The 24,833-nt window shown below is 70.8% G+C and carries 22 protein-coding genes and 2 pseudogenes; 12 read left to right on the plus strand and 12 right to left on the minus strand.

Going from position 1 to position 24,833, the window contains the following annotated elements; translation table 11 throughout:
* Positions 1 to 280 precede the first annotated feature (280 nt).
* Both VG276_28520 and VG276_28525 read left to right on the plus strand, forming a co-directional pair.
* Positions 281 to 1,660 (plus strand): sialidase family protein, encoded by a 1,380-nt coding sequence (locus VG276_28520; GenBank protein ID HEV8653231.1) that lies wholly within the window; start codon positions 281 to 283, stop codon positions 1,658 to 1,660.
* Between the two features lie 238 nt (positions 1,661 to 1,898).
* Complete coding sequence (locus VG276_28525) at positions 1,899 to 3,257, plus strand: DUF2254 domain-containing protein (protein HEV8653232.1); 1,359 nt, start codon at positions 1,899 to 1,901, stop codon at positions 3,255 to 3,257.
* Between the two features lie 361 nt (positions 3,258 to 3,618).
* Here VG276_28525 and VG276_28530 read toward each other — a convergent pair whose 3' ends face one another.
* The 3 genes from VG276_28530 to VG276_28540 are packed head-to-tail and all read right to left on the minus strand — an operon-like array spanning position 3,619 to position 5,112.
* Complete coding sequence (locus tag VG276_28530; GenBank protein ID HEV8653233.1) at positions 3,619 to 3,981, minus strand: RidA family protein; 363 nt, start codon at positions 3,979 to 3,981, stop codon at positions 3,619 to 3,621.
* A complete protein-coding gene (locus VG276_28535; protein HEV8653234.1) occupies positions 3,981 to 4,283 on the minus strand; it encodes a metalloregulator ArsR/SmtB family transcription factor in 303 nt (100 codons plus the stop codon). The genes VG276_28530 and VG276_28535 overlap by 1 nt, the downstream gene beginning before the upstream one ends.
* Positions 4,276 to 5,112 (minus strand): PhzF family phenazine biosynthesis isomerase, encoded by an 837-nt coding sequence (locus VG276_28540; GenBank protein ID HEV8653235.1) that lies wholly within the window; start codon positions 5,110 to 5,112, stop codon positions 4,276 to 4,278. Before VG276_28540 ends, VG276_28535 begins: the two co-directional genes overlap by 8 nt.
* 184 nt (positions 5,113 to 5,296) lie before the next feature.
* Between VG276_28540 and VG276_28545 the strand changes: the two genes are divergently transcribed.
* Positions 5,297 to 6,373 carry a histidine kinase gene (locus tag VG276_28545; GenBank protein ID HEV8653236.1) on the plus strand — a complete coding sequence of 359 codons (1,077 nt, stop codon included), beginning with the start codon at positions 5,297 to 5,299 and terminating at the stop codon, positions 6,371 to 6,373.
* A complete protein-coding gene (locus tag VG276_28550) occupies positions 6,370 to 7,035 on the plus strand; it encodes a response regulator transcription factor (GenBank protein HEV8653237.1) in 666 nt (221 codons plus the stop codon). Before VG276_28545 ends, VG276_28550 begins: the two co-directional genes overlap by 4 nt.
* Positions 7,036 to 7,048: 13 nt before the next feature.
* Here VG276_28550 and VG276_28555 read toward each other — a convergent pair whose 3' ends face one another.
* The 4 genes and pseudogenes from VG276_28555 to VG276_28570 all read right to left on the minus strand — a co-directional run bounded on the left by VG276_28555 (position 7,049) and on the right by VG276_28570 (position 8,532).
* Positions 7,049 to 7,432 (minus strand): hypothetical protein, encoded by a 384-nt coding sequence (locus tag VG276_28555; GenBank protein HEV8653238.1) that lies wholly within the window; start codon positions 7,430 to 7,432, stop codon positions 7,049 to 7,051.
* 48 nt (positions 7,433 to 7,480) lie between these two features.
* Positions 7,481 to 7,627 (minus strand): hypothetical protein, encoded by a 147-nt coding sequence (locus VG276_28560; GenBank protein HEV8653239.1) that lies wholly within the window; start codon positions 7,625 to 7,627, stop codon positions 7,481 to 7,483.
* A pseudogene (locus VG276_28565) lies at positions 7,602 to 7,823 on the minus strand (ATP-binding cassette domain-containing protein). The gene VG276_28560 and the pseudogene VG276_28565 overlap by 26 nt, the downstream one beginning before the upstream one ends.
* A 259-nt stretch (positions 7,824 to 8,082) precedes the next feature.
* On the minus strand, positions 8,083 to 8,532 hold the full coding sequence (locus VG276_28570; protein HEV8653240.1) for a YdeI/OmpD-associated family protein: 450 nt from the start codon (positions 8,530 to 8,532) through the stop codon (positions 8,083 to 8,085).
* A 462-nt stretch (positions 8,533 to 8,994) separates the two neighbouring features.
* Between VG276_28570 and VG276_28575 the strand changes: the two genes are divergently transcribed.
* The 8 genes and pseudogenes from VG276_28575 to VG276_28610 all read left to right on the plus strand — a co-directional run bounded on the left by VG276_28575 (position 8,995) and on the right by VG276_28610 (position 18,622).
* Positions 8,995 to 9,315 (plus strand): antibiotic biosynthesis monooxygenase, encoded by a 321-nt coding sequence (locus VG276_28575; protein HEV8653241.1) that lies wholly within the window; start codon positions 8,995 to 8,997, stop codon positions 9,313 to 9,315.
* 597 nt (positions 9,316 to 9,912) lie between these two features.
* Positions 9,913 to 10,497, plus strand: a complete 585-nt coding sequence (locus VG276_28580; GenBank protein HEV8653242.1) for a hypothetical protein — start codon at positions 9,913 to 9,915, stop codon at positions 10,495 to 10,497.
* 345 nt (positions 10,498 to 10,842) lie between these two features.
* Entirely contained in the window at positions 10,843 to 11,736 is an 894-nt protein-coding gene (locus tag VG276_28585) for a helix-turn-helix domain-containing protein (protein ID HEV8653243.1), read from the plus strand.
* Positions 11,681 to 14,002, plus strand: coding sequence for a PEP/pyruvate-binding domain-containing protein (locus VG276_28590; protein ID HEV8653244.1), 2,322 nt, complete (start codon positions 11,681 to 11,683; stop codon positions 14,000 to 14,002). The genes VG276_28585 and VG276_28590 overlap by 56 nt, the downstream gene beginning before the upstream one ends.
* Positions 14,003 to 14,036: 34 nt before the next feature.
* Positions 14,037 to 15,674 (plus strand): FAD-dependent monooxygenase, encoded by a 1,638-nt coding sequence (locus tag VG276_28595; GenBank protein ID HEV8653245.1) that lies wholly within the window; start codon positions 14,037 to 14,039, stop codon positions 15,672 to 15,674.
* Positions 15,675 to 15,765: 91 nt separating this feature from the next.
* Positions 15,766 to 16,032: pseudogene (locus VG276_28600) on the plus strand (metalloregulator ArsR/SmtB family transcription factor).
* Between the two features lie 138 nt (positions 16,033 to 16,170).
* Positions 16,171 to 16,809, plus strand: coding sequence for an arsenate reductase ArsC (locus VG276_28605; protein HEV8653246.1), 639 nt, complete (start codon positions 16,171 to 16,173; stop codon positions 16,807 to 16,809).
* Between the two features lie 187 nt (positions 16,810 to 16,996).
* Positions 16,997 to 18,622, plus strand: coding sequence for a DUF885 domain-containing protein (locus VG276_28610; protein ID HEV8653247.1), 1,626 nt, complete (start codon positions 16,997 to 16,999; stop codon positions 18,620 to 18,622).
* Positions 18,623 to 18,677: 55 nt separating this feature from the next.
* On the opposite strand, the gene VG276_28615 is transcribed toward VG276_28610, so the two are convergent.
* The 5 genes from VG276_28615 to VG276_28635 form a co-directional block, all read right to left on the minus strand.
* Complete coding sequence (locus VG276_28615; GenBank protein ID HEV8653248.1) at positions 18,678 to 20,555, minus strand: polysaccharide deacetylase family protein; 1,878 nt, start codon at positions 20,553 to 20,555, stop codon at positions 18,678 to 18,680.
* 52 nt (positions 20,556 to 20,607) lie between these two features.
* Positions 20,608 to 21,270 (minus strand): hypothetical protein, encoded by a 663-nt coding sequence (locus VG276_28620; protein HEV8653249.1) that lies wholly within the window; start codon positions 21,268 to 21,270, stop codon positions 20,608 to 20,610.
* Positions 21,234 to 22,688, minus strand: a complete 1,455-nt coding sequence (locus VG276_28625) for a glycosyltransferase (protein ID HEV8653250.1) — start codon at positions 22,686 to 22,688, stop codon at positions 21,234 to 21,236. The genes VG276_28620 and VG276_28625 overlap by 37 nt, the downstream gene beginning before the upstream one ends.
* Positions 22,689 to 22,693: 5 nt before the next feature.
* The gene (locus VG276_28630; GenBank protein HEV8653251.1) at positions 22,694 to 23,986 is read right to left on the minus strand and encodes a nucleotide sugar dehydrogenase; all 1,293 of its coding nucleotides are present in this window, start codon (positions 23,984 to 23,986) and stop codon (positions 22,694 to 22,696) included.
* Between the two features lie 323 nt (positions 23,987 to 24,309).
* Positions 24,310 to 24,630, minus strand: a complete 321-nt coding sequence (locus VG276_28635) for a hypothetical protein (GenBank protein ID HEV8653252.1) — start codon at positions 24,628 to 24,630, stop codon at positions 24,310 to 24,312.
* Between the last annotated feature and the right edge of the window lie 203 nt (positions 24,631 to 24,833).

The following is a 24,833-nucleotide window of genomic DNA, read 5'->3' on the forward strand; positions in this document are numbered from 1 at the left end:
CAGGATGTTGGGACAACCCCGGTTGCACGCCAGGCAGAGCCGGGCAGACCGGCCAGGGCACCGCCCCGACCAGCAGCACACCCCGACCCCACCACTCGACCCGCGTCCCGCCGGTCGAGCCACGACCCCACGCCCGCCCACTGTCAGGCTCGCCCTTGACTTCTCCACATGGGATGCTCACACGCGGATGTAGCGGAACAGCCATCCGCCGCGCTCTTCCAGATGGCTGGCGGAGGTGCCTACGCTGACCCCACGGGCGCCGCTGATCGAGGAGGCGAGCATGAACGACGTGAAGGCCAACCGTCGCGAACACCTACGCAAGCGATGGGCAGTGCTCGTTCCGCTGTTGGCCCTAGTCGTCAGCGTCCTGCTCCCAGCGCCCATCGCGGGAGCGTCGAGCGCGCAGGTCGTCCAGGTCACCTTCGATCATGACCGTGACGCCGAGACCTCGATCGCCGTCAACCCCAGCAACCCGCTCAACGTCGTGGCGGCCTGGATCTCGAGCGGGGATCGCACCTGCGGCTACGGGGTCTCGTTCGACGGCGGGTTGAGCTGGCCGGTGGTCGGCGTCGTGCCGGGGATTCAGACGGGAAGCGGTGGTCAGTTCGATCGTGGGACCGACCCCAGCGTCGTCTTCGACAACAACGGCAACGCCTACTACACCTGCCTGGCCTTCAACCTCTTCCCGCCAGGTACCGGCTCGGCCGGGACGATCTTCGTGTCGAGGTCGACCGACGGCGGGGTGACCTGGGGCGCGCCGGTGGTGGCGATGACGGGCGAGGACACGCCCGGCAATGCCATCAACGAGTTCGAGGATCACCAGTTCATCACGGCCAACCCGGCGAACGGCCACCTCTACCTCACCCAGACCGAGTTCACCGCGTTGGGGAAGCCGGTGATCCTCTTCACCCGCTCGACCGACGCCGGCCGGACCTGGGCCGAGCCCGTGCCGATCAGCAGCCGGGCTGGCAACGCCACCTTCCAGGACTCCTTCAGCGCGGTCGGCAAGGACCCGAAGACGGTCTACGTCACCTTCGGCGCCTTCGCCAACGCCGGTCTTCCCAACTGGAACCGGATCTACCTCGCCAAGTCGAGCGACGGTGGGCTGACGTTCTCGCCGCCGCAGCTGCTCGCCCAGGTCGCGCCGCTGCCCGACCCGCTGCCGAACGCGAGCTGGCGATCGGACAACAACCTGTGGGTGGCGGTCGACCGCCGGACCAACCAGCTCTACGTCAACTACGCCGACGACAACGCGGGTGACGCCGACGTTCGAGTGATGCGGGTCCGGGACAGCGGCGACCGCTTCGAGGTGCAGGGGATCACCCGGGTGAACGACGACGGGCCTGGCTCCGACCAGTTCTTCCCGTTCATCACCGTTGCGCCTAGCGGCCGCGTCGACGTCTGCTTCCAGGACCGGCGCTACGCGCCCGGGAACGCGCTCATCTTCACGACCTGCGCGTTCTCCGGGAACGCAGGCGCGACGTTCACCAACCTCCAGGTCACGACGACGCCGTTCGACGCCTCGAACAACGACTTCATCGGCGACTACAACTGGCAGGCGAGCACCGACAGCGCAGTCCGGCCGAGCTTCGTCGGCGACGGCGTGGCAGGCGGCGACTCGAGCGCTCAGGAGGTCTTCGCAGCGACAGTGACCCCATAGAGCCAGCCTGGGCATGCGTTCGCTTGCAGGGCAGGCATCGACCTCGGCTTGCACGCGTGGCGGGCGCTGTTGCAAGGGTTGTGCGGGGAAGCTCAGGCCGCCGCAGCTGGAGTGCCGGCAGAACCCCCTTTCGCCCGCTCGTGGAGAGGAGCACAGTTGGCGCTGGCGAGCGTCTTGCAGCAACGCCGGTGCCGTGGTGCTTCTGCCCGGAACCATACTTGAGCCGGAGGCCGCCGGTATGAACTTGCTCGGTCGGCGTCGTGTCCGCTGGGACTACCTTCGCGGCGCCCTGTGGGTCCTGCCCAGTGTGTCGATCGTGGCCTTCCTGGCAGCCGGGGCGGTGCTGTCGCGCGTGTCGGTCGGCGACGACTCCCCGCTGCGGGGGCTGGCCTTCCGGGGCACGCCCGAGGACGCCCGCGGGCTGCTGATCGTGGTGTCGGCCACCATGATCACGGTCACCGGCCTGGTGTTCGCCCTCACGATCGTCGCCCTGCAGATCGCCTCGGGGCAGTACTCGCCGCGGCTGCTGCGCAACTTCATGCGCGACCGCGGCACGCAGCTGGTGCTGAGCATCTTCGTGGGCGCCTTCGCCTACAGCACCGCAGGGCTGCACACCGTCGGCGTCCAGAGCGCCGGCCAGCAGGCGTTTGTTCCCCGGCTGGCCGTCTCGGGGTCGTTGGCGCTCGGGCTGGCGAGCGTCGGTGTGCTCGTCTACTACATCCACCACCTGGCCCACTCGATCCAGATCGACACGATCATGAGCACGGTCGAGCGCGAGACTCAGAGCGTCATCGACGACCTCTACCCCGACCCGTCCGGATACCTGGAGCCGGAGGAGCGCTGTCCCGACCCGCCCGCCTGGGCGGTCGTCCTCCCGTCCGAAGGCTCGGGGTACATCCAGGCCGTCGAACCCGAAGCGCTGGTCCAGGCGGCGACAAGCCACGACCTGGTCGTCCGGCTCGCCAAAATGGTGGGCGAGCACGTCGTGGCCGGAACGCCTCTGGCCTGGGTCTGGCAGCGATCAGGCGATCACGCACCGGCGGATCTCGAGCGGCTGCGGGTGGCGCTCCGCGACGCGGTCCACATCGGGTTCGAGCGCACCATGCTGCAGGACGTCCCCTTCGGCCTGCGCCGTCTGGTCGACATCGGCAACAAGGCGCTGTCTCCGGCGGTCAACGACCCCTACACGGCGGTCCAGGCGGTGCACCACCTGTCGGTGCTGTTGTGCCTGCTCGCTCGCCGGCGGCTCGGCGACCGGCTGTGCCGCGACGAGCAGGGGATGCTGCGCGTGGCGGCTCCGTTGCCGCAGTTTGCCGACTACCTGCGGCTTGGCACCGCGCAGATCCGGCGGTACGGGGCCAAGGAGCCGGCGCTCACCCGCAGCCTGATCCAGCTGCTTAAGGACGTCGGTAGCAGCGCAGCGACCGAGGATCGGCGCACGGAGGTGGCCGGGCACATCTGGCTGGTGTTGGAAGACGCCAAGCGCGAGACCGCGCAGCCGGCCGACGTGGAGGCGGTGGTGGCGGACGCGGCTGCCGCGTTCAGCGCGCTGGGAACCGACCATCCCCAGGGAACCGACCAGGCGCCTAGCGGCTGATCTAGCCAAGTCGAAGATTTCTGGGTTTACTGCCATATCCGTGGGTAGCGTCGTTCAGCGATATGGGTGCAGCTGAGAGGAGGCCGGTTGCCGCTTTGCGCTCGCATCTGGTCTGCGCCACCCGAGCGTCGGATGCACGCCCCCCGGCAGTTCCCGCCTGCCAGGTAGGCTTGAAGGGTACGCAAACGCGTTCATGCTGAAGGGTACGTAAACTCGGATGCGGCCTGTTACCTGCTGGTTCGCGCCGGACGGCAGCTCGGTACGCTGAGGCCGTTGTCGACCCTTCGGAGGCCGTCCCGGGTGCTATCGAAGCTCGCGTACCTCGCGGTGTGCCGCTCCATCCAGCTGCTCAGGGCGAGTGTCAGCTCGATGCTGGACGTCGCGCGATGACCGTGATCTCGACCATCGCGCCGGCCAGCAGCGAGGCGCCCACGGTCGTCCGTACGGGCCGCGGTTCGGGGAGGCGCCGCTCGTACACCGCGTTGTAGCGCTGAAACAGCGACAGGTCGGTGAGATGGACCAGGCAGGACACGGCGTCGGCGAGCGTGCAGCCTGCCTGGTCGAGCAGTCCCGCGATCTTGCCGAGCGCGTTGTCGGTCTGCTCCTCGATCGTCTCGCCCACGCCGGTCTGGCCGGCGAGGAACACCCACTCGCCGACCGTCAGACCGGGCGAGTATGGTCCGGCCGCCGGCGCCGACGCCGAGGTGATCACGTTCTTTTCCATCACAGCTCCTCTCCGATCCTGTGCTTGAGCGCCGCGATCGCGGCGTCGTTGCGCTTGTAGAACGTCCACTGGCCGATGCGCTTGGAGGTGACGAACCCCGCGCGCGCAAGTGCCTGCAGGTGCGTGGTGGCGGTCGGTTGGGCGACGCCGAGCTTCTCGGCGATGAACAGCACGCAGACGCCATCCTCGACCAGGTCGCCGTCGCGCTGCGGCGGGAAGTGCGCCCGGGGGTCCTTCAGCCATTCCAGCACCTGCAGCCGCCTGGGGCTCGCGAGGGCGCCGAAGACCTCGGCGTCAAACAAGGAGCTCGCCGTGGGCGACGACCACTGCCGAGCCCGCGACCTCGACCTTGTCGATCCGGTCGCCCTCTCCCTCGGCCCGGGCGTAGAGCTTGGACGGGCGGCCGATCTCTGCGCCCTGGCGGATCTCGATCTCCTGCCCGAACGCGATCCGGCCGTGGCGTGCCAGGTGCACGGCGAGCGGCCCGGCGGCTGAGCCGGTGGCGGGATCCTCGGCGACGCCGTAGGCGGGGGCGAACATGCGGGTCTTCCAGCGCGTGCCGGAACCGGCGAAGCAGCTGACGCCGAGGTCGGGCAGCCTGGCGAGCGCGCCGAGATCCGGCGCGAGCGCCGCAACCGCCTGCTCGCTCTCGAGCGCGACGTAGACGTGCAGCGGCCCGTTGCGGTAGGCCTCGACCGGCAGTTGCGAGGAGTCGACGCGTAGCGCGGCCAGCAGTTCGTCGGCGCGCTCGTACGGCGCCCAGCTCGGGATCGGCTGCTGCATCCGGCCGGAGGCGATGCGCCCGTCGTTTCGTTCGAACTCGACGGTGATCACGCCGACGCCGGTCTCGAGCCGGATCACGTCTCCGCGCGCCTGCTCGGCGAGCACCCAGGCGGTCCCGAGCGTCGGGTGCCCAGCAAAGGGCAGCTCGCTGAACGGGGTGAAGATGCGGACCCGCGCGTCGGCGCCGGTCTCGGCGGGAAGCAGGAAGACGGTCTCCGAGAGGTTCATCTCCCTGGCGATCTGCTGCATCCGCTCGGAGGAGATAGCACGGCCAGCGGTGAAGACGGCCAGCGGGTTGCCCTCCAGCGGCGTGTCGGTGAAGACGTCGACGACCACATACGTATGCATAGCCGAAAAGCTATATCGCTATACATCGATGCGTCAAGCGCGCGTGGCCTCTCCGCATGATCCGGGGCTGAGAAGTGTTGAGAGCGGGTCCTATACTGCGCGTGTGGCTCAACCACCTCCGCGTCGCCGGCGTGGCACGGGCGTTCCGTCGAAGCTGGATGCCGGCATCGCGGTCGCTGCCGCTGTGCTGGTCCTTGTCGGCACCATGGTGGCCGCGACGCTGCAAGACGAGGTACGGCCGCTGGATGTGGGAGCGATCACGCTCGTCACGCTCGCCGCGGTCGCGCTCGCGTGGCGGCGTCGCGCGCCCGTCGCCGCGCTGAGCGTGATCGTCACGCTGGTCGCCGGTTACTTGCTGATCGGCTACCCGTACGGGCCGATCCAGCTGTGCATGGTGTTCGCCATGTTCGAGGTCGCGAGGCTGCGCGGGCTGCGTACCTCGCTGCTTGCATGCGCGGCCGCCGTCGCGGCGACCGCCGCGGCCACGCTGTCCCGCGCCCTCATGCAGGCCGATGTACCGGCGCTGCTGCTCGCCGTGTGGGCGAGCTGGCTCGTCATCCCGTGGTCGGTTGGCGCACTGGTGCACGTTCGGTCGGCGGCGACCCGGCGGGCACGACAGGAGCTTGCGGCAAGGGCGGCGTTGGAAGAGCGCATGCGGGTGGCGAGGGAGGTGCACGATGTGGCCGGGCATGGCTTGGCCGCGGTGGCGATGCAGGCGGGCGTGGCGTTGCTGGTCTTCGACGAGCAACCGAAGCAGGCCAAGGAGTCCCTGGAAGCGATCCAGTCGACGAGCGTGCAAGCGCTCAGCGACCTTCGGATGATGCTGGATGCGTTCCATCGACGCACCGGGGCTGAGACTGGCGGCACGGGATCAGCCGCTGGCCAGGGATTGCGAGTCCTGGGCGCACTCGTGGACAGCGTGCGCGCCGCGGGGCTGCCGGTGCGGCTCTCGCTGGAGGACGTGGCGGTGCCCGAGGACGTCGGCCGCGTCGCCTACCGGGTGGTGCAGGAAGCCTTGACCAACGTGTTGCGGCATGCCGGACCAACGACCGCGGAGGTACGCGTGCACCGTGACCAGGGCACGCTCGTCGTGGATGTGCTGGATGGGGGTGTCGGTGCCCAGGATGTGCGGCCCGGTCTGGGGCTCACCGGGATGCGCAACCGGGTGGTGGCCGTGGGCGGCGAGCTCGTTGCCCAGCCCCGCACGGGTGGTGGTTTCCGGGTCTCCGCGCGCCTGCCAATCGCCGGAGACGCGACATGATCCGGGTCGTGCTGGCCGACGACCAGGCCGTGGTGCGGATGGGCCTGCGAGTGCTCGTGGATCGCGAGCAGGACATGGAGGTCGTTGGCGAGGCCGAGGACGGGCAGGCGGCGCTCGATCGGCTGCGCGAGACGCACCCCGACGTCCTGCTGCTCGATATCCGGATGCCGGGCATGGACGGGTTGGAGACGTTGTCGGCGATCAGCGCCGACAGCAAGCTGGCAGACACCCGCGTGGTCGTGGTGACCACGTTCGAGATCGACGAGTACGTGTTCCGTGCGCTGCAAGCCGGCGCCAGCGGGTTCATCCTCAAGGACGCCGCACCCGCCGAACTCGTGCGCGCGATCCGGGTGGTGGCGGCCGGCGAGGCCCTGCTGTCCCCGTCGGTGACCAAGCGGTTGATCACCATGTTCAGCCAGCGGCCGGCCAGGGCGCTCACGCCGGTGCCGGGGTTGGATGAGCTGACCGAGCGGGAGCGGGAACTGGTCGCCTGGGTGGCCACCGGCCGATCGAACGAGGAGATCGGCCAAGAGCTGTTCATCAGCCCGGCAACGGTGCGCACTCACGTTGGCCGCGCGATGATCAAGCTGCGCGCAAGGGACCGCGCGCAGCTTGTCGTCTTCGCGGTCCAGTCAGGACTCACGAGTCCTGACGAGTCCTGACCACAGCGCGGTCTCATTCCCGGGCCTCAGCTGGCTTCCGGTAGTTGGCCCGCGTGGCGATCACACCCGCGATCAGGGCGGTGAGCACACCCATCAGCTGGATCCAGGTGCCGATGAGCACACTCGTTCCGTCCCGGCCAAACAGGTTGGGCGGCCCGCCGCTCACCACGAAACCAACGGTGACGAACAACCCCATGAACGCTCCCACGGCCGGTGCCCACGGCCACGAGGCCAGTCTGACGAAGATTGCGCCGGCCAGCAGGATGACGATCCCCGGCGGCGGGTAGACCGGGAACTTGACTCCCGACGCCCACAGGATCGCGATCCCCAGGGCACCGGCCACGAGGCCCACAACCGTCGCCGTCCGTGGCCCGGACAATGTGCTCTGCGCATTCATTGTTTCCTCCTTCTCGTCTTGAGGATCAGGCGACGTCCCGGCGGCGTATCAGCACCGCCGAGGCCGCCACGAACCTCGTGGCCCCAGGGTGAGCAGGACCTTCACGGTGTCCCACCCGTACTCCCCACCGGTGGCCAGCACGCCGATCAGCAGGGCAAGCGCGCCGGCGAACAGCGGGATCACCCGGCGCGGCACCGAGCACGCGTGCGGTGCCCGAGCTCGCCCGGACCAGGCCGAGCAGGAGGCGCAGCGTGGTCGTCTTGCCCGCGCCGTTGGGGCCGAGAAAGCCGTAGACCTCACCCCCGCGCACCTGCAACCCGACGTGGTTCACCACGGCGCGACGGCCGTACCGCTTCGTCAGGTTCGTGGTCTCGACCAGTAGCTGTGTCATGCCACCATGCTCGGCGCGCGACGGCTACGCAGTCGTCAGCGTGAGCGCGGCACTCGGCATACGAAGATTGACGTATGCACTCAGAACAACAACGGTGGCCGGTGTCGGTTGGGGATCCGCCCCGGCCAGGAGCGCGTGGACCAAGGTCAGCACCTTGCGCCCCGAGCGCCGATGGCCAGGACGGGCACCGAGGTCGACCAGCTGGCCCACCTGCTCAGAGGGCCTTTCTCATAAAAGGGGGTGATGGCGCGCCCGCCGCTCAGCGGGCGCGGCCGTGCTTCAGGATGCCGACCGACTTGGCGATGCGCCGCTGCCGCGTCTCGTCGGTCTTGGCTCCGGCGACCTGCAGCACGTGCCAGGACTTGTTGCTGTACGAAAGGCTGTCGAACGTGCGCCGGGCCGCAGGCTCGGCATCGAGGGCGGCGGCGAAATCGGCCGGGACGGTCACCTCGCGCGGGGCGGTGTCGAGCTCCATCTCGACATCGACCTCGTCGCCGCCGGCGACCCCGGCGCCGGCGCGGTTCTCCGCGCTGACGCCCACCATGTACACCCCGCCCAGCACCGCCACGGTGCTGCGGTAGGTGTAGCCGTTGATCGTGACCCTGACCGCGGGCCGCTTGCCCGACCCGAGGGCCTCCACGACCTCCTCGGGAACCTGGATGCCGGTCGCGGTCTTGCCGCCCTGCTGGATGGTGGTACGAAAGCGCATGTCGATCCTCCTTGCTGGCCGCCGGCAAACCCAAACCAGACGATCGCCGAGGAGCTGGTGCTCACGCTGGACACGGTCAAGCGGCAGGTCACCCACATCCTGGACAAGCTCGGGGTGGCCAACCGCGTCCAGGCCGTTGCTCGGGCGCGGGAGTTGGGCTGCTGCGGTAGAAAGGCGCCGCGCCGTCACCCCACGCGCACCTCGGTCTACCACGCGCCTTTGGCTTCGCGCACCGCGGCAAGCCCTTCTTCGTCCAGAGCCCCGCGACAACGCAACAGCCACCCTCAAGACCCCTGGAGTGTTTCATGGGAGGGACATCTCCTACCTCCTGACCCGCGCGTAGCCGCGGCGGGCACCTCGCCAGCCCCAGGCAGGAACGTTCGGGACACGCTGCCTGGATTCCAAGCACCTACCGTGTCCCCCCCACCAACGACCGGCCAAGTGCGAAGCTGAGGAGGAACGATGATCGCTCGAATCTGGAAGGGCTCCGTCCGCAGACAAGACGGTGACGCGTACGCCCAGTACATGCAACAAACCGGCGTGGCCGGCTATGCGAAGACTCCCGGCAACCGCGGCGTCTGGATGCTTCGGCGCAATGTCGATGACCGGACCGAGTTCATGATGTTCACGCTCTGGGACTCGCTGGAGGCCGTCAAGGCCTTCGCGGGCGACGACTATGAGACCGCCGTCTTCTATCCCGAGGACGAGCGGTTCCTGGTCGAGCGTGATCGTACGAGCGCCCACTACGACGTCGACACCCACGTCGGACCGGACGTGGCATGATCGGCGGAACACTCGACGCCCAAGAATCACCGCCGTTCTGTGGCCACTCGTGCTGGTCACCGCCGCTGTCCTCGCGCTCAGCAGCCAGCCCGCGGTCGCCGCCCCGTCTCCGCCGACCAACGGCGGCAACGGGTGGCGACCCCGGTCAGGCTCGCAGCCCCAGCCGGGCCAGCTCCCCCACCAGCCACCTGCGGCCAACCCGAAGCTCGGCCCGCATCCGCCTCACCGACCACCCCGGTCAAGACCGACAAGCGCGACTGCGAGGACGCAGCGCAGCAACGTGCGCGCGGTTGGGGGTCGCGCTGCACGCGACACAGCGAGTGGGCTTGGTTGCGCCCTTTGCGCACCCTTCAGGTCATGACCGCAGTGTCGCAGCACGTGCTTGTTGGATGCCGTGTGAGCTGCATGAACGCATTTCCGCACTCCACGGGCTCACCTAGGGTGGGTCGACTCCACACCTCGGAGCGCCCGTTGTGACCCCTGGGGTTGCTAGGCACGGCGTGCTCCCTGAGCGACCCTGGCGTTGCTCATGAAAGTTCGACGCTCAGAAGCGTTCGACCGCGGCTCGGTGGAGAGCCAAAGGGAAGGGAGAGGGCCATGAACCAGGAGCCCACCAGGAACGAGCAGCCCACCAGGGAGTACCCGGCCATCGGGCAGCAGCAGCGTCCGGTTGTGAAGCCGTCGCGGTTCGGCGCGGTCCGCAAGTCCACGGTGGCCGTCGGGCTCGCGGCGATCTTCGTCGTCGCCGCCGGAGCGGTCGCCATGTCGCAGACCGGCAAGTCCTACCCGACAAGCCGGCCGGTGGTGCTCGCCGGCCAGGAGATGGCGACCACGACCGAGGCGGCAGAGGTCAACGAGCCGGCAACCCAGGCCGCGGTTCCCGCGCCGGTCACCCCGAAGGCGAACAGCGTGCCGGCCACGTGTGCGGCCAGGGACGCCCGGGAGCGGGCCGAGGACCTGGCCAAGGCCCGGGAGGACCTGCGCAAGACGCAGGAGACCCCGGCCCAGGAGGCGGCCCGGGAGCGCGCCGAGGACCTGACCAAGGCCCAGGAGAAGCTGCGCGAGGCCAGGGAGACCCCGGCCCAGGAGGCGGCCCGGGAGCGCGCCGAGGACCTGCAGAAGGCCAGGGAAGACGCGCGCGAGGCGCAGGAGAACATCCTCTGCGGTGAGTACCAGGGCTAGGAGCGTGGGCCGACCCCACGATGCTCGACCGGAGCGGCTGCGCCCAGACGGGTGCAGCCGCTCCGGTGCGCTGCTCCCTGTGGGCTACGCAAGCTCGGACGTGGCCAGTGAGCTCGTCGGTAGGGTAGGCCGCTGGTCAGGCGACTTCGCCTCGCCAGCTACCCCGTAACCGTGCATGCGATGCTGCCGCACACGGCGTACCGACACCGTTCACCGTGGGGCATGCGCAGGGATTCGACGTCCCGATCCGGTCAGCTGGTAGACGCCCAGACGCGGGTAGCTGTGACCCATTAGATACTAGATGGATAGCGACATCTCGTCTAGTATAGTCTCATGCCGCCACCGATGATCACCAGACAGCAGGTCCTCGCGGCCTTCGCCGGCGGCGGACACGCCCGCCAAGGCCAGGACCTGGCCGAGCTGTCCATGGACGAGCTGGCCGCCGCCGCCGGGGTCTCCCGCGCCACCCTGTACCGGCTGTTCGGCAGCCAGCAAAACCTGCTCCAGGAGCTTGGCCTCGAGCCGCTGCCGACCGTGCGCAGCCGCGTCCTCGACACGGCGCTGGAGCTGGTCGGCCGGCACGGCCTGGCCGAGCTGTCCATGGACGAGCTGGCCGCCGCCGCCGGGGTCTCCCGCGCCACCCTGTACCGGCTGTTTCCCGGCAAGGTCGCGCTGTTCGCCGAGCTGGTCCGGCGCTTCTCACCCTTCGAGCCGATCGCGGCCGTGCTGGAGACCATGGGTGACCGGCCACCGGCCGAGGTCATCCCCGCGGTCGCCCACGCCATGGCCGCCGCCATGGACGGCCACGTCGGCCTGCTGCTGCAGCTGCTGTTCGAGTTCTCCCGGAGTGATCCCGACCGCCACGCCGACTCCGAGGAGGGTGCGGCCCACGCGATGCGCACCCTTCCGCTGGTGGCAGGCTACCTGGCCGAGCAGATGGCGGCCGGCCGGCTGCGCCAGATGGACCCGGTCCTGGCGGTGCAGGCCCTGGCCGGCCCGGTCGTGATGCACCTGCTGTCCCGGCCGCCTGCCGGGTTCCAGTCTGGCCGTGGCCGCCGGGTGCCGTTGCAGCTGGAGGAGGTCGTCGACGAGCTGGTCGGGATGTGGCTGCGGGCCATGACCCCCGGCGAAGGCCAGCACCACCAGCGCGCACAGCGCGGATCGAGGTCAAGGAGCAAGCACGATGGCCGAACAGCCCCAGACCCAGCCACAGACGCAGCCCCACGAGGTCGAGCCTGACATGCTTGCGCCGGTCGTCAGCCTCGCCGAGGCCGCCCGCCTCGACCCTGCCAAGGCGCGGGCCCTGCTGGGAACCAAGGCGGCCAACCTCGCCCACCTGGCCGGGGCCGGCTTCCCGGTACCGGCCGGGGTGGTGGTGACCGCGGCCGCCGAGGCGGACTGGGACCAGGCATGTGCGCGCCTGTCAAGGGCGGCCGAGAAGCTGGCGGGCGGGCAAGGCCAGCGGTTCGCGGTACGCTCCTCAGCCACTGCCGAGGATCTTGGGGGCGCGTCGTTCGCCGGCCAGTACGAGACCGTCCTGGACGTCGGTCTCGACGAGCTGCCCGAGGCGGTGCGACATGTCATCGACTCGGCCGCCTCGGCACGTGTGTCGGCCTACCGGCAGGCCCACCCCCAGGCAGCCGCAGCGGACTCGTCCGGGTCGGGAATGGCGGTCCTGGTCCAGGTCATGGTGGCGGCCGACGCGGCCGGGGTCGCCTTCACGGCCAACCCGCTGACCGGCGACCGCGGCGAGGTCGTACTCAACGCCGTGCGCGGGCTGGGCGAGCGGCTGGTCTCCGGTGAGGCCACCGGCGACCAGTGGGTCGTCCGCGACGGGCACGCCAGGTGCACCCGCGCGGCGGAGCAGGCAATCAACGCCGACCAGGCCCGCCAGGTCGCCACGCTGGCCCGCCGCGTCCAAGCCCACCTCGCCACCCCGCAGGACCTGGAGTGGGCCATCACCAACGACACCGGCCTCACCGACGACACCACCCGCACCGACGGTGGGTTGTGGCTGCTGCAGGCACGGCCGATGACGGCGCTGCCCGACCCGGTCGCGTGGACGCCGCCCGCCCCGGGGTACTGGATGCGCAACTTCCGCCTTGGTGAGTGGCTGCCCGAGCCCATGACCCCGCTGTTTGCCGACTGGCTGCTGGAACGAATCGACCACGGCGAGCTGCAGGCCACGCGCGACCGCGTCGGTGGGATGCTGCCGTTCCCGTACGCCGCGATCAACGGCTGGTACTACATCGCCACCCCACGGCTGTCGCCACGCGCAGTCCTTGCCGCCCTTCTGCACGGCCGCGGCCGGCTGGTGCGGTTCATGCGCTACGCGGTGCTCGGTCCAGCCCGCGACCCGGTCGCCGCCGACCGGCACCTGCTGGCACGCCTCGCTGAGCAGTGGCGCCAGGACCTGCTGCCCCGCTACCAGCGGCTGGTCCAGGCGGGCGAGCAGCAGGTCGAGACCGCCTCACCCGAGCAGCTGGCCGGCATCATCGACCAGGTCGGTGCCATGGCCGGCGAGCAGCTGTGGTCCCTGGCGGTGGTGGGCGGCTCGGCGTGGAAGATGGAAGGCGCCCTGGCCAGCTTCTACCGCCAGCACCTGGCCGCCACGGTCGACACCAGCGTCCAGCACCTGCTCGCCGGGCTGCCCGGCACCCAACCCGACCTGCCCGCCTACGCGGTCCAGAGCGTCGACTGGGCCCACCCGACCGCCGGGGAGCTGGGCTGGCAGCCGCCCCGCTCATCCGACCGGCACCGCGACCTGGCCGCCCGGCGCGAGGCCCTCACCGCCCAGTGCGCGGCGGCGCTCGCCGTCCGGCCGCAGCTGCAGGCGCGGTTCCAGGCGTTGCTGGAGGTCGCCCAGCGCTACGCCACCATCCGCGAGCAGCAAGCCCGCCACTTCACCCTCGGCTGGCCGCTGCTGCGCCGCTGCGCGCTGCGCCTGGGCGAGACCCTCCACGCCCACGGCGCCATCGACCAGGCCGAGGACGTGTTCTTCCTCACCCGCGCCGAGCTTGATGCCCGCGCATCCCTGCAGGATCTGGTCAACCGGCGCCGTGGCACCTGGGAGCGGCAGCGGCGCCTGCTCGCCCCCTTGGCCATCGGCCGGCCACCCCGGCTGATGGTCAAGGAGCTCCTGGCCGCCGTGGACGCCGTGCGCACCACCAGCCCGGCGCCCGAGGACGCGATCATCGGGCAACCGGCCAGCCCCGGCCGTGCCACCGGCCCGGTCCGCGTGGTGCACGGCCAAGACGACTTCCCCAGGTTCCAACCCGGCGAGGTGCTGGTCGCCCAGGCCACCGCACCAGCGTGGACGCCGCTGTTCGCCCGCGCCGCCGCGGTCGTCACCGACGGCGGCACCCTGGCCGCCCACGCCTCCCTGGTCGCCCGCGAGTACGGCATCCCCGCCGTGGTCGCCACCGCGGATGCCACCACCCGCCTCCGCGACGGCCAGCTGGTCGAGGTCGACGGCGGCGCCGGCGTCGTGCTGGTCCAGCCATGACAGCGCCGCCACGACAGCCAAGGATACGACCCCGATGATCGACGACCCCGGCGGGGAGCGGCTCGACGTCCTTGTCGTCGGCGCCGGACCGACCGGCCTCACCCTGGCCGCCCAGCTCCAGGCGTTCGGTGCGACCTCCCGCATCGTCGACCGTCAGCCCGACCGCGTCCACGAGTCCCGCGCCCTGGCCGTCCAACCACGCACGCTGGAGGTGCTGCGGGGACTGGGGGTCGCCCAGGAGCTGGTCGCGCGCGGCAACGACGCGGTCTGGGTCCAGCTCCATGCCGGCGACCGCGCCGTGCGGGTCCGGCTGTTCGGTCTCGGCCTGACCGACACCGCCTACCCCTTCCTGCTGTTCGTCTCCCAGGCCGAGACCGAGGCCGTCCTGCACGACCACCTGGCCGCCGGAGGCGTCCGCGTCGAGCGGGGCGTGGAACTGGTCGCCTTCGACGCCGGCGCCGAAGCCGTCACGTGCACCCTGCGCCACGGTGACGGGCGGACCGAGCAGGTGCGCACCCGCTACCTGGCCGGCTGCGACGGCGCCCACAGCACCGTACGACGTGGCGCCGGGATCCCGTTTGCGGGCGGCGCCTACCCGCAGACGTTCGCGCTCGCCGACCTGGAGGTCGACGGCGGGCTGGACCGCGACACCGCCTACGCCTACCTCGGCCAGACGGGCATCCTGTTCTTCTTCCCGCTGGGCCGGCCCGCGAGCTGGCGGATGCTGGGCATGCACCCGACCCTCCGCGGTGGCGAGCGGGAGCCGGCACAGCCCTCGCTGGAGGAACTCCAGGCGCTGGCGGACGCCTTCACCGGCGGCCGGCTGCGGCTGCGCGACCCCGCCTGGCTGACCTACTTCCGGCTGGCGCACCGCCACGCCAGCCGCTACCGGGCCGGGCGGATCTTCCTGGCCGGCGACGCCGCCCACGTCCACAGCCCGGCCGGCGCCCAGGGCATGAACACCGGCATCCAGGACGCCTGGAACCTGGGCTGGAAGCTCGCCCTGGCCGCCCGCGGCGTGGCCGACGAGGACCTGCTGGACTCCTACGACGCCGAACGCCGCCCCGTCGGCCGCTTCGTGGTCCGGTTCACCGACCGCGCATTCTCGGTCGCGACCTCGACCAACCCGCTGGTCCGCGCGCTGCGCACCCAGGTGGTGCCGCGAGTGCTGCCTCTGGCACTGCGGGTTGACAGAGCACTGGGGTACGGCTTTCGCACGGTCGCCCAGCTGGGCATCAGCTACCGGCACAGCCCGGCTGTCCAGGAAGGCCGCCCGGCGCTGCGCCGAGGGCCGAAGGCCGGCGACCGGCTGCCCGACGCGCGCATCGCCCGAGACGGGCAGGTGTGCTGGCTTGGCGCGGCACTGGCCGCGCCAAGCTTCCACCTGCTGCTGTGCGGCCCGCCCGGCAGCTGGAACACCAGCCGACTCACCGCCGTGCGGGAGCGCCACGCCAATCTCCTGGCCGTGCACCACCTGACCCGCGAGGCCGCTCCCGGCGCCCTGCACGACCTCGACGGGCAGGCGTTCAGGCGGCTCGGTGTGAGCGACACCGCGCACTACCTCATCCGACCCGACCATCACATCGGCTACCGCTGTGGCGGCACCGACCTCGACGGGCTCGGGCACTACCTCGCCCGCTGGCTCCCCAACCCCACCCCACCCCACGCGTGAACCACCAATGTGAGTCGCCAGGAGAACCGAGAGCGGAACCAGGCGCTGTGGCGCACTTGCCTCGGCGCTTAGATCAACCTACATTGATCTGGTGACCTCTACTGCGATCTCCTCCGCTGCATCGCCCGCTGTTGGCTCCGAGACGGTCCCGGTCGAGTTGGCCCGGGCGCTCGGGGAGCCGCTGCGCTGGCGGATCGTTGAGCTGCTGGCCACCGAGCAGTTGTGTGTCGCCCACCTGGCCGAGGAGCTGGGTGTCGCCCAGCCGCTGGTCAGCCACCACCTCAAGGTGCTCCGCCAGGCCGGCCTGATCGAGGCCGAGCGCTACCGGTACTGGACCTACTACCGGCTCCGCCCGACCGCCCTGGTTCGCCTTGCCGCCACGCTGGGGCTGTTTGCTCGCTCCCCAAGCGGCGCTGCCTGCCGGCGCCTTGTGCCCGGCGCCGACGCCGCCCCGCCGACCCCTGCCCGGCCGCCTGCCCGCCAAGGAGGCTCCGCCATGCCAGCCGGCCAGCTCGACCCGACCAGCCGCGCCACCTTCGCCCGCTCCATCGAGGCCCTGCACGAGGAGTTCCGCGGCATCTTCTCGCTGGAGACCATCGAGCGGTTCGTTGACGAGTCCATCGACCGGCTGTCGGGCGCGCGGGTGGTCGACTTCATCCCCCTGTTCGTGCACCGTTTCGCCCGGGAGCGGCTGCGCGCTCTCGGCCAAGCCGAAGGAGCCATCATCAAGGACGTCCCCGAGGTGCTGTTCGTCTGTGTCCACAACGCCGGCCGCTCCCAGATGGCCGCCGCCCTGCTGGACCACCACGCCAACGGCAGGGTGCACGTGCGCTCGGCCGGCAGCGCCCCGGCCGACCAGATCAACCCGGCGGTGGCCGCGGCGATGGACGAGTGGGGCATCGACCTGTCGCGGGAGTTCCCCAAGCCGCTGACCGACGACTTCGTCAAGGCCGCCGAGGTGGTCATCACCATGGGCTGCGGGGACGCCTGCCCGATCTACCCGGGCAAGCGCTATGAGGACTGGGAGCTTGAGGACCCCGCGGGCAAGCCGGTCGAGCAGGTCCGGGCCATCCGCGACGAGATCGACGGCCGCGTCCAGCAGCTGCTGACCGAACTCGTGCCCGCCTCGGCCTGAGCCAGATCAGCGACCCCCGCCGTGCTGGACGAGGCGACCAGCGCCCTGGACGTGGTCACCGAGGCGCGGGTGCAGCAGGCCCTCGGCGGCTGCGCCAGGGCCGCACCGGTCAGCCCGCCACGCACGCCCGGCCGGGAAGGCTTGACCCGCTACGCTGTGCGAACCCTGACCTTGAAGGAGCGTGCCCGTGGCCGAGACCGTCGACCGCCTGTCCCGCCGCTACCTCGACATCCTGTTCGACGCCTCGCCGATCACCGCCACGTTCTACGGGGTGCACCTCCACGACGACCGCCTCGACGAGGTCACCGCCGAGCGGCTGGACGTGTTCACGCGCAGGCTCTCCGAGCTGCGCGCCGAGGTCGCCGCGGTCGTCCCCGGCTCGCCCGAGGAGGCCGCCGACCGCGACGCGCTGGCCGCCCAGCTCGCCAACCACCTGCTCGTGGAAGAGGTGGAGCGGCCCTGGCGGCGCAACCCGTTCGAGGCGGCGACCGCCGTCCCGAGCGCGATCCTGCTGCTCGTCGCGCGCGAGTTCGCGCCCCTGGAGGAGCGGCTCGGCAACGTCGCCCTCCGGCTGGAGGCCGCGCCCCGGTTCCTGGCCCAGGCCGAGGAGCTGCTGGACGAGCCCTGCCCGCTGCTGTGGCGCCGCATGGCGGTGGGGGCGGCCCGGGGCGGCGCCGGCTTCCTGACCGGGACGCTGGGTGCCGTGGCCGCTGGCACCCGGCTCGCCGGCCGGGTCGAGGCGGCGGCCGGCAAGGCGGCCACCGCCCTGGAGGAGTTCGCCGGCTGGCTCGAGACCGAGCACGCGCGGCGCTTCGCCGACGACGCCCCGTTCGCCATCGGCGAGCAGGCCTTGGCCCGCAAGCTGCGCGAGGTGCACTGCTTCGACATCCCGCCGGCCGGGTTCGTCGCGCTCGGCGAGACGCAGATCGCCGACGCCACCGACGCGCTCGCCGAGCAGGCAGGCAAGCTCGGGTCGCGCGACTGGTCGGCCACGCTGGAGGAGGTGAAGGACCGCCACCCCTCCCAGGACGAGCTGCTGCCGGCCTACCGAAAGGAGCTGGACCGGCTCGAGCAGTTCGTGTTCGAGCACGACCTTGCCAGCAACCCGGAGGCGGGCGCGCTGGTCGAGGCCACGCCCGAGTTCCTGCGCGAGGTGCTGGGCTTCGCCGCGTACTTCGCGTCCGGGCCGTTCGACGCCTGGCAGCAGGGGTACTTCTGGGTCACGCCGCCGTCGGAGGAGGCCGGGCTCCGCGACCACAGCTGGGCCGCCATCCCGGCGATCGCCGCCCACGAGGGCTACCCAGGCCACCACCTGCAGATCAGCAGCGTCAACCGGCTCGAGTCGCTGACCAGGCGCGCGGTCCGCTCCCCGGTCATGCAGGAGGGCTGGGGCCTGTACACCGAGCAGCTCATGGCCGACGTCGGCTACTACGGCGACGAGGCGCGCCTGGCCCAGCTCTCCATGCGCTTGTTCCGCGCCCTCCGGATCGTGCTCGACATGCAGCTCTCGGCCGGGGAGCTGTCCTACGAGGCGGCCGTGGAGCGGGCCATGTCGGTCGGCCGGCTGGCCGAGCCGACCGCGCGCACGGAGGTCGCCCGCTACACGATGAGCCCGACCCAGCCGTTCGGCTACCTGGTCGGCTGCCTCGAGCTGGAGCGCCTGCGGGCTGACTCCCAGGCACGCCTGCGGGACGCGTTCCGGCTCCGCCGCTTCCACGACCGGGTGCTCTCCTACGGCCACATGCCCCCGCCCCTCGTGGCCCGGGCCATCGCCGCCGCCGACGAGGCCGAGCAGCGCCGCGTCCCCGACTGACGCAGGCCACCCCGCGTCCCTCCGACGGGTCCCTGCGGTCGCTGGCGATCCTCCTTCAGTCAGCGGCGCTACCGTCTCCGTCTGTGGCGGACGTCGCGGTCTGCGGCTGGAGTCCCTGCGTGAAGTCTCCGATCGCGTAGTCATCGGTCGTGAGCGAGCCCACCTGAGCGAGGTTCAGCCCGAAGCTCAGGGCTGTCGCTCCCGCGGGTATGGCTGGCGTCGTCCAGGCGGCCTGGGTCCAGCTCCCCTGGGCGGCCTGGATGGGGCTCTGGGTCCAGTAGCGCCACGCCCCGCCAGCGTCACGGTAGTACGCCACGAACCGGGCAGGCCCACCCTTGTACCACGCGCTGAGCTGATAGCTGTGGCCCGAGATGACCACGGGTGCGCAGCCGCTCGCGTCCTGCCTCATCACGAGCTTACGGTCGCCGGAGGCGTAGGTGGTGATGTCGACGCGCTCGGCGTAGCCGCCGCTGCGGGCGTCCGACGTCCTGGTCCACGCGGCCGTGTTGGCACCGCTCGCGCCGAGCTGGTAGCAGTCGGGGACGTTGTCGGCGTTGTTGTCGGTCTCGAGCGACGGGTTGTCCCCCACAGCCGTCTGAACCGTGGGTGGCGCTGTCCCGGCGTCGGCCAGAGCGTAGTCGTCAGTAGTGAGCGAGCCGACGGCGGCCAGGTTCAGCCCGAAGCTCAGACCCGCGGCCTGGCTCGGGACACCCGGCGTGGTCCATCTCGCCTGGGTCCAGGTGCCGGAGGCCGGGAACATCGGGCTCGACGCCCAGTAGAACCACTTGCCAGCCTGATCCCGGTAGAAGACGACGAACTGGGTTGGTCTTGTGCTCTTGTACCACGAGGTCAGGAGCTGACGGTGGCCGGGGGCCACGGTCGGGGAGCAGGCGCCGAGGTCTTGCGAGACCACCAGCTTACGGTCGCCAGAGGTGTATGCGGTGATGTCGACTCGCTGAGCATCGCCGCCGCTGTGCGCGTCCGACGTCCTGGTCCAGGTGGCTGCGTTGTTGCCGAACATGCCAGCCGACCAGCAGTCGGGCGTACCGTCCCCGTTGCCATCGGCCTCCAGGGAGGGGTTCTGCAGCGGCTGGCCGGCTGGAGGCACCGGACCCGGCACCGGGGGCTGCACCGCAGCGCCGACGACCTCTTGGACCATTCGGACGGTCGTGCCCCGGGCCGCGCGGGGCTGCAGCCAGTCCAGGAACGCACCCAGGTTCTCCGGCGTGACCGAGTGGGAGGTCGCGCAGCCGTTGCAGACGTGGTGGAAGATGAGCTGGACCCACCCGCCGCCGTGGCTCTCCGCATCGGTGACCAGCGTCTGGAGGTCGCCGAGCGTCCAGGTGCTGTCCACCGAGTCCGGAGCGCGTGTGTAGTACGGATCGGCTGGTGGGATCGTCTCGGCGAACGGGCAACCGGAGCATCCGCCGCTGGCGGGCGAGAGGATGTCACCGACCTGCCGTGCCGAGTTGTAGCCGCAGCCGGCCACGATCTGCTCAACGAGGCCGTTCGCGTGCCCGTAGGGGTAGGCGAAGCTGGTCGGCTGGAAGCCCCAGTCGAACAGGTTCGCCCGGTCGTTGCAGACCTCCCGCTTGGCCTCGTCGGAATCGAGGGCGGGGAGGTCGGCGTGCTGCACGGTGTGTCCGCCAATCTCGTTGCCGTCGGCGGCGAGGTCTTGGAGCTGCGGCAGGGTGAGGAAGCCCGACGTCGTGTCGATCCGGCCGGAGTTCACGAAGAAGGTGCCGTGCATGCCGTGACTGGAGAGGATCGGTCGCGCGTTGTACTGGTCCGCGTTCCCGTCGTCGAACGTGAGCGACACGACAGTCTGGGCGGGATCGGCGTCTGCCCGTCCCGTGACCGCAGCGAGTCCGCCGAGCAGCACGAGCGGTAGCACGAAGGCCAGCCAGCGCTGACGCCGCGGGATGGTGTCCATCGAGTTCCTCCTGGGTGGCGGACGGGCAGCGCTGTCCGGCAGCGCCTGACGGTCAGGGCTTGCGGAGATCGATGAGGCGGGGAGCGACGAACGTGAGCGTCTGCGCGCCTCGGGCGGCCAGGCCGAAGTCGACCGCGCCCCGGTCCAGGGCTGGGTCGAGCATGGCCACCATCGGGGTGAGGTCGTCGACGCGGACGGTCAGCCGCCTGCCCTCCACCGTGACCTCGACGTGATGGTCCTCGCCCGGTCGCAGCGACCTGGCCGCGAGGACCCGGACCCGCCGGCCGATCTGCTCGCGCACCCTGATGACCGCTTCGCCGAGCACCACCTCGGCGCGGCCCCGGCTTCCGGGCGTGATGCGCGCTCGCACCCCGACGAAGGCCGTGGCCATCCGGTCGACTCCCATGACGTCGGTGGTCAGGCGGTAGTCGGTCCACTGCACCGGGTTCACCGGAGCCGCGCAACGCCCGTACCCGGTGGCCGAGACGACCAGCGCGGTCGGCTGGACCGGGTCGCGGTTGGGCGCGCAGGTGGCGTCGTTGCCGGCCCAGTGGAGCAGGGTGAGATCCGGGGTGATCGGGTCGGGAGCCGACCTGCGCAGCGTGTTGAGCAAGTCGAGCGGCGTGAGGTCGCTGGTGACCGTGACCCTGGGGAGCCGGTGGCGGTCGGCGCCGTGCATCACCGGGATCTCCAGCTCTCCCTGCTTCCGGGGCACGGCCTCGCTGGCGAAGGCCAGCCGAAAGCCGGCGCGTCGCAGCACCCGGCTGATCTGCTCGGGGATGGCGGGATCGTTGGTGGGGTGGTCCGCGGCGCCGAAGGGGAACGCGAACGCGCTGACCGGCCGGCCGAGCACGCGGCGGAAGAATGCCTGGCTGCGCGCAAGGTCAGCCTCCACTCGGGCGTGCCACTGGGGCAGGGTCTCCTCCCCGCGCGGGTGCGGGTGCGCCAGATGTGGGAGAGCAGGATCGGGCCCTCCCTCGCCCACGACTTCTTCCAGCGCAGCTGCTGCTTGAAGAACTTGCGGTAGCGGTCGGGCGCGTCGGTCCAGGCCTCAGCACGGGCGTCGTAGCGGGTGACCCAGCCCGAGCGCAGCACCATGTTGGTGAGCGCCCGGTCATCGCCGTAGGTGCACTCGACGCCGAGGAAGCGCTGGTGCTCCCAACGATCGAGGAGCCCGACCACCGCCGACCGGCGGTATGCCGCAAAGCAGCCCGAGCAGCAAGCCACCGCCCCGAGCGTGCTCTCGGCCGCCTTGAGCAGCTGGAAGGAGACGTAGTAGCGGGCCGCTTGCATGCGGGTGAGCATGTTGGCGGTGGCGTTGCGAACGTAGGTCAACCCGCTGATCGCGCCCACCCTGGGGTTCGCGAAGCCCTGCACGAGCCTGCGCACCCCACATCGCGCGGGGACAGAGTCGGAGTCGACGAACACGAGGATCTCGGCCGAGGTCGCCCTGATCCCGGCCGCCATGGCCGCGCGCTTCCCTTGGTTGGAGCCCAGGTCGATGCAGCGTATCCGGCTGCGCGGGGCGTCGTGGAAGCGCCAGTCACAGTAGTCGCACTGGCCCGGCGGGCAGTCGGCTCCGCACGAGTCGTGGCATGGCCCGAGGCGCAGGTCCGGGTACGTACCGGCGGCCAGGCTCATGTGCCCCCAGGTGTCGTCGGTCGACCCGTCGTTGACCACTACGACCTCGAGCTTGTCGGCTGGGTAGTCCAGCGCCATGAGCGCATGGATCGTGCGGGCCACGGCTTCCCCCTCGTTGTAGGCGGGCACGATCACGGCGCAGGCCGGCTCGAGGCCGGCGTGCTTGGGCGACCGGTAGAACGCCGCGAGCACGAACCGCGAGAGCACATAGCTCGAGATCACGACCGTGTACACCGCGGTCGGGGTGTCGAGATGGAGTTGCGTGGTCTTGCGGACCACGTGCCAGGCGATCAGCGACAGCACCCCGAGCAGCATCGTGATGCCGCCGATGCGGACGGGCGCCGAAGGACGGCCCACCGACGAGGCGGGCCACTCCCGGATCAGGTACGGCAACCACTCCCGGCCGCTCTCCCAGGCCAGGCCCAAGCCGACCAGGAGCGTGAACAGGAAAAGGCTTACCAGGACCGTCAGCACTGCCCCCTGCAGCAGCATCCCGCTCACTCCGCGAGCGCGGCCGCGCCTGCGGGCTCGGGCACCGCGCGGTAGGTGAAGTCCAGGAGCCTGCGTGCTGCCAACAGCGCGCCGTAGTCCACCTCGGGATGGCGCGTGCAAACGATCACGAGGTCGTAGGCGTCGGGTTCGACGATGGCCTCGCTCCGGTGCTCCACCCCGTCCAGCACCAGCCGAGGCACGAACGGGTCGAAGTAGCTGACCCGCGCGCCGCGTACGGCCAGCCCCCGCCACACGTCGAGGGCGGGCGTACCGCGCAGGTCCTCGACCCCAGGCTTGTAGGCCACCACGAGCACCCGCGCGCCTCCGAGCCCCAGCCCGTCGGTCGACAGGCGCTCCAGGGCCTCGGTCACGACCCGGGCGGGGCGCACGGCGATCTCCGCCATCGCGGCCTCGACCACCGGCAGCTGCAGCCCAGTGGCCCGCGTGCGCCACAGCAGGTAGTGCGGGTCGACGGGGATGCAGTGGCCGCCGACGCCGGCCCCGGGATAGAACGCCATGAACCCGTAGGGCTTCGTGGCAGCGGCGTCGATCACCTCGATCGGGTTCAGCCTGAGATGACGGCACACCTCGGCGATCTCATTGGCGAGCGAGATGTTCACCGCCCGGAAGGTGTTCTCGAGCAGCTTCACCAGCTCGGCGGCCTCGGGCGAACCGACCGGGTGGAGGTTCCGGGTGATCGTGGCGAGCAGCCGGGTCGCGGCCGCCGAGCAGACGGGCGTCGCCCCACCGACCACGCGCGGGACCTGCTCCTGGGGGAAGCGGGCGTTGGCGGGATCGACACGTTCGGGTGCGAAGGCCACGTGCAGGTCGGCGCCGACCCGGAAGCCCCGGGCTGTCAGCGGCGCGACCAGCAGGTCTTGGGTGGTGCCGGCGTAGGAGGTCGAGGTCAGCACGAGCACCTGACCGGGCCGCGCGTGGTCGACGACCTGCCGGCAGGCCGCCTGCAACGGGCCGAGCACGGGCACGTTGTGGCGGTCCACAGGGGTAGGAACACAGACGAGCACGGCGTCGGCTCGGCCGAGCACATCAGGGTCGGCCGTCAGCCGGAAGCGCGCCGCGTCGTCCAGCGCGAGACCCAGCCGGAGATGGTCCTCGGCCAGAAGGTCCACGTCGCCGTTCCGGATGGCGGCCAGCCGAGCCGGGCTCGTATCGAGCCCAAGCACCTCGAAGCCCGCCTGATGGAAGGCAAGCGCGGTCGGCAAGCCGACGTAACCCATGCCCACCACGGCCACGGTCGACCCGTCGTCCGTCGACCCGTTGTCCTGCGGTGGCGACATGTGAGCAGACATCAACGAACCCCCCCGGTAGCGCGTCTGAACCAGTGGCTAGAGAAGCTCGAGACCGGCTCGCACCGCCGTCCTCGGGCCCGCAAGCTGATGGAGCCAGCCGGCGCCCGGGACAGAGGACCGGCTCGCATGCAGGCTCCGCTGCGGTGCTTGACGCTGACGACCATTCCCGCGTGTGGCGATCTGCTGTTGCGGGAACGGCCATGATGACCGCCCCATTCAAGCGGTAGGAGGCTAAAGAGCAACCCGGGAAAGATGCCTAGTTTTTCCGTATTACAGCATCTGTGGGATGGCGCCGGGTCACGGGTCCGCCGTCACCGGCTCAGCGCCCGTCCGCGGCGACGAGCGGCGTCCGCCTCGGTGCCGTAGATGGCGATCGCCTCGTCCAGGCGGGTCAGCTCGAAGAGCTGCCGGTAGTGCCATCCCCCCTTCCGGCCCGAGCTCTGGAAGCTGAGCCAGTGGGGACCGCGCCGGGCGGGCGGACCGCGCTCCACCCGGCCGCCGACACCGGACCGGCTCGCCGCCGACGCCGCCCGCCGCCACCTGGAGCAGAGCCTCACCCTGGCCGAGACCCTGGCCGACCCCAGCGCCCGGGTGGCCGCGTCCAACAACCTGCGCCTGGTCCACCCGCCCATCCACGCATCGTGGCTCAATCAGGTGGAAATCTACTTTCAGTTATTCAGCGTAAGGTGCTTACCTCGTGTTTCGGGGTTCGGTTACGTTGAGTGCGCGATCGAATGCGGAGAATGGTGGGGTTGCTGGTTTGACCAGGCGGCAGGCAGCGGTGAGCATCGGCGGCTCGAACCCTGCTAAAGGAAGAACCGCCGATGCTCACCGC

The sequence above is a fragment of the Actinomycetes bacterium genome (assembly GCA_036000965.1).
Lineage (GTDB): Bacteria > Actinomycetota > CALGFH01 > CALGFH01 > CALGFH01 > DASYUT01.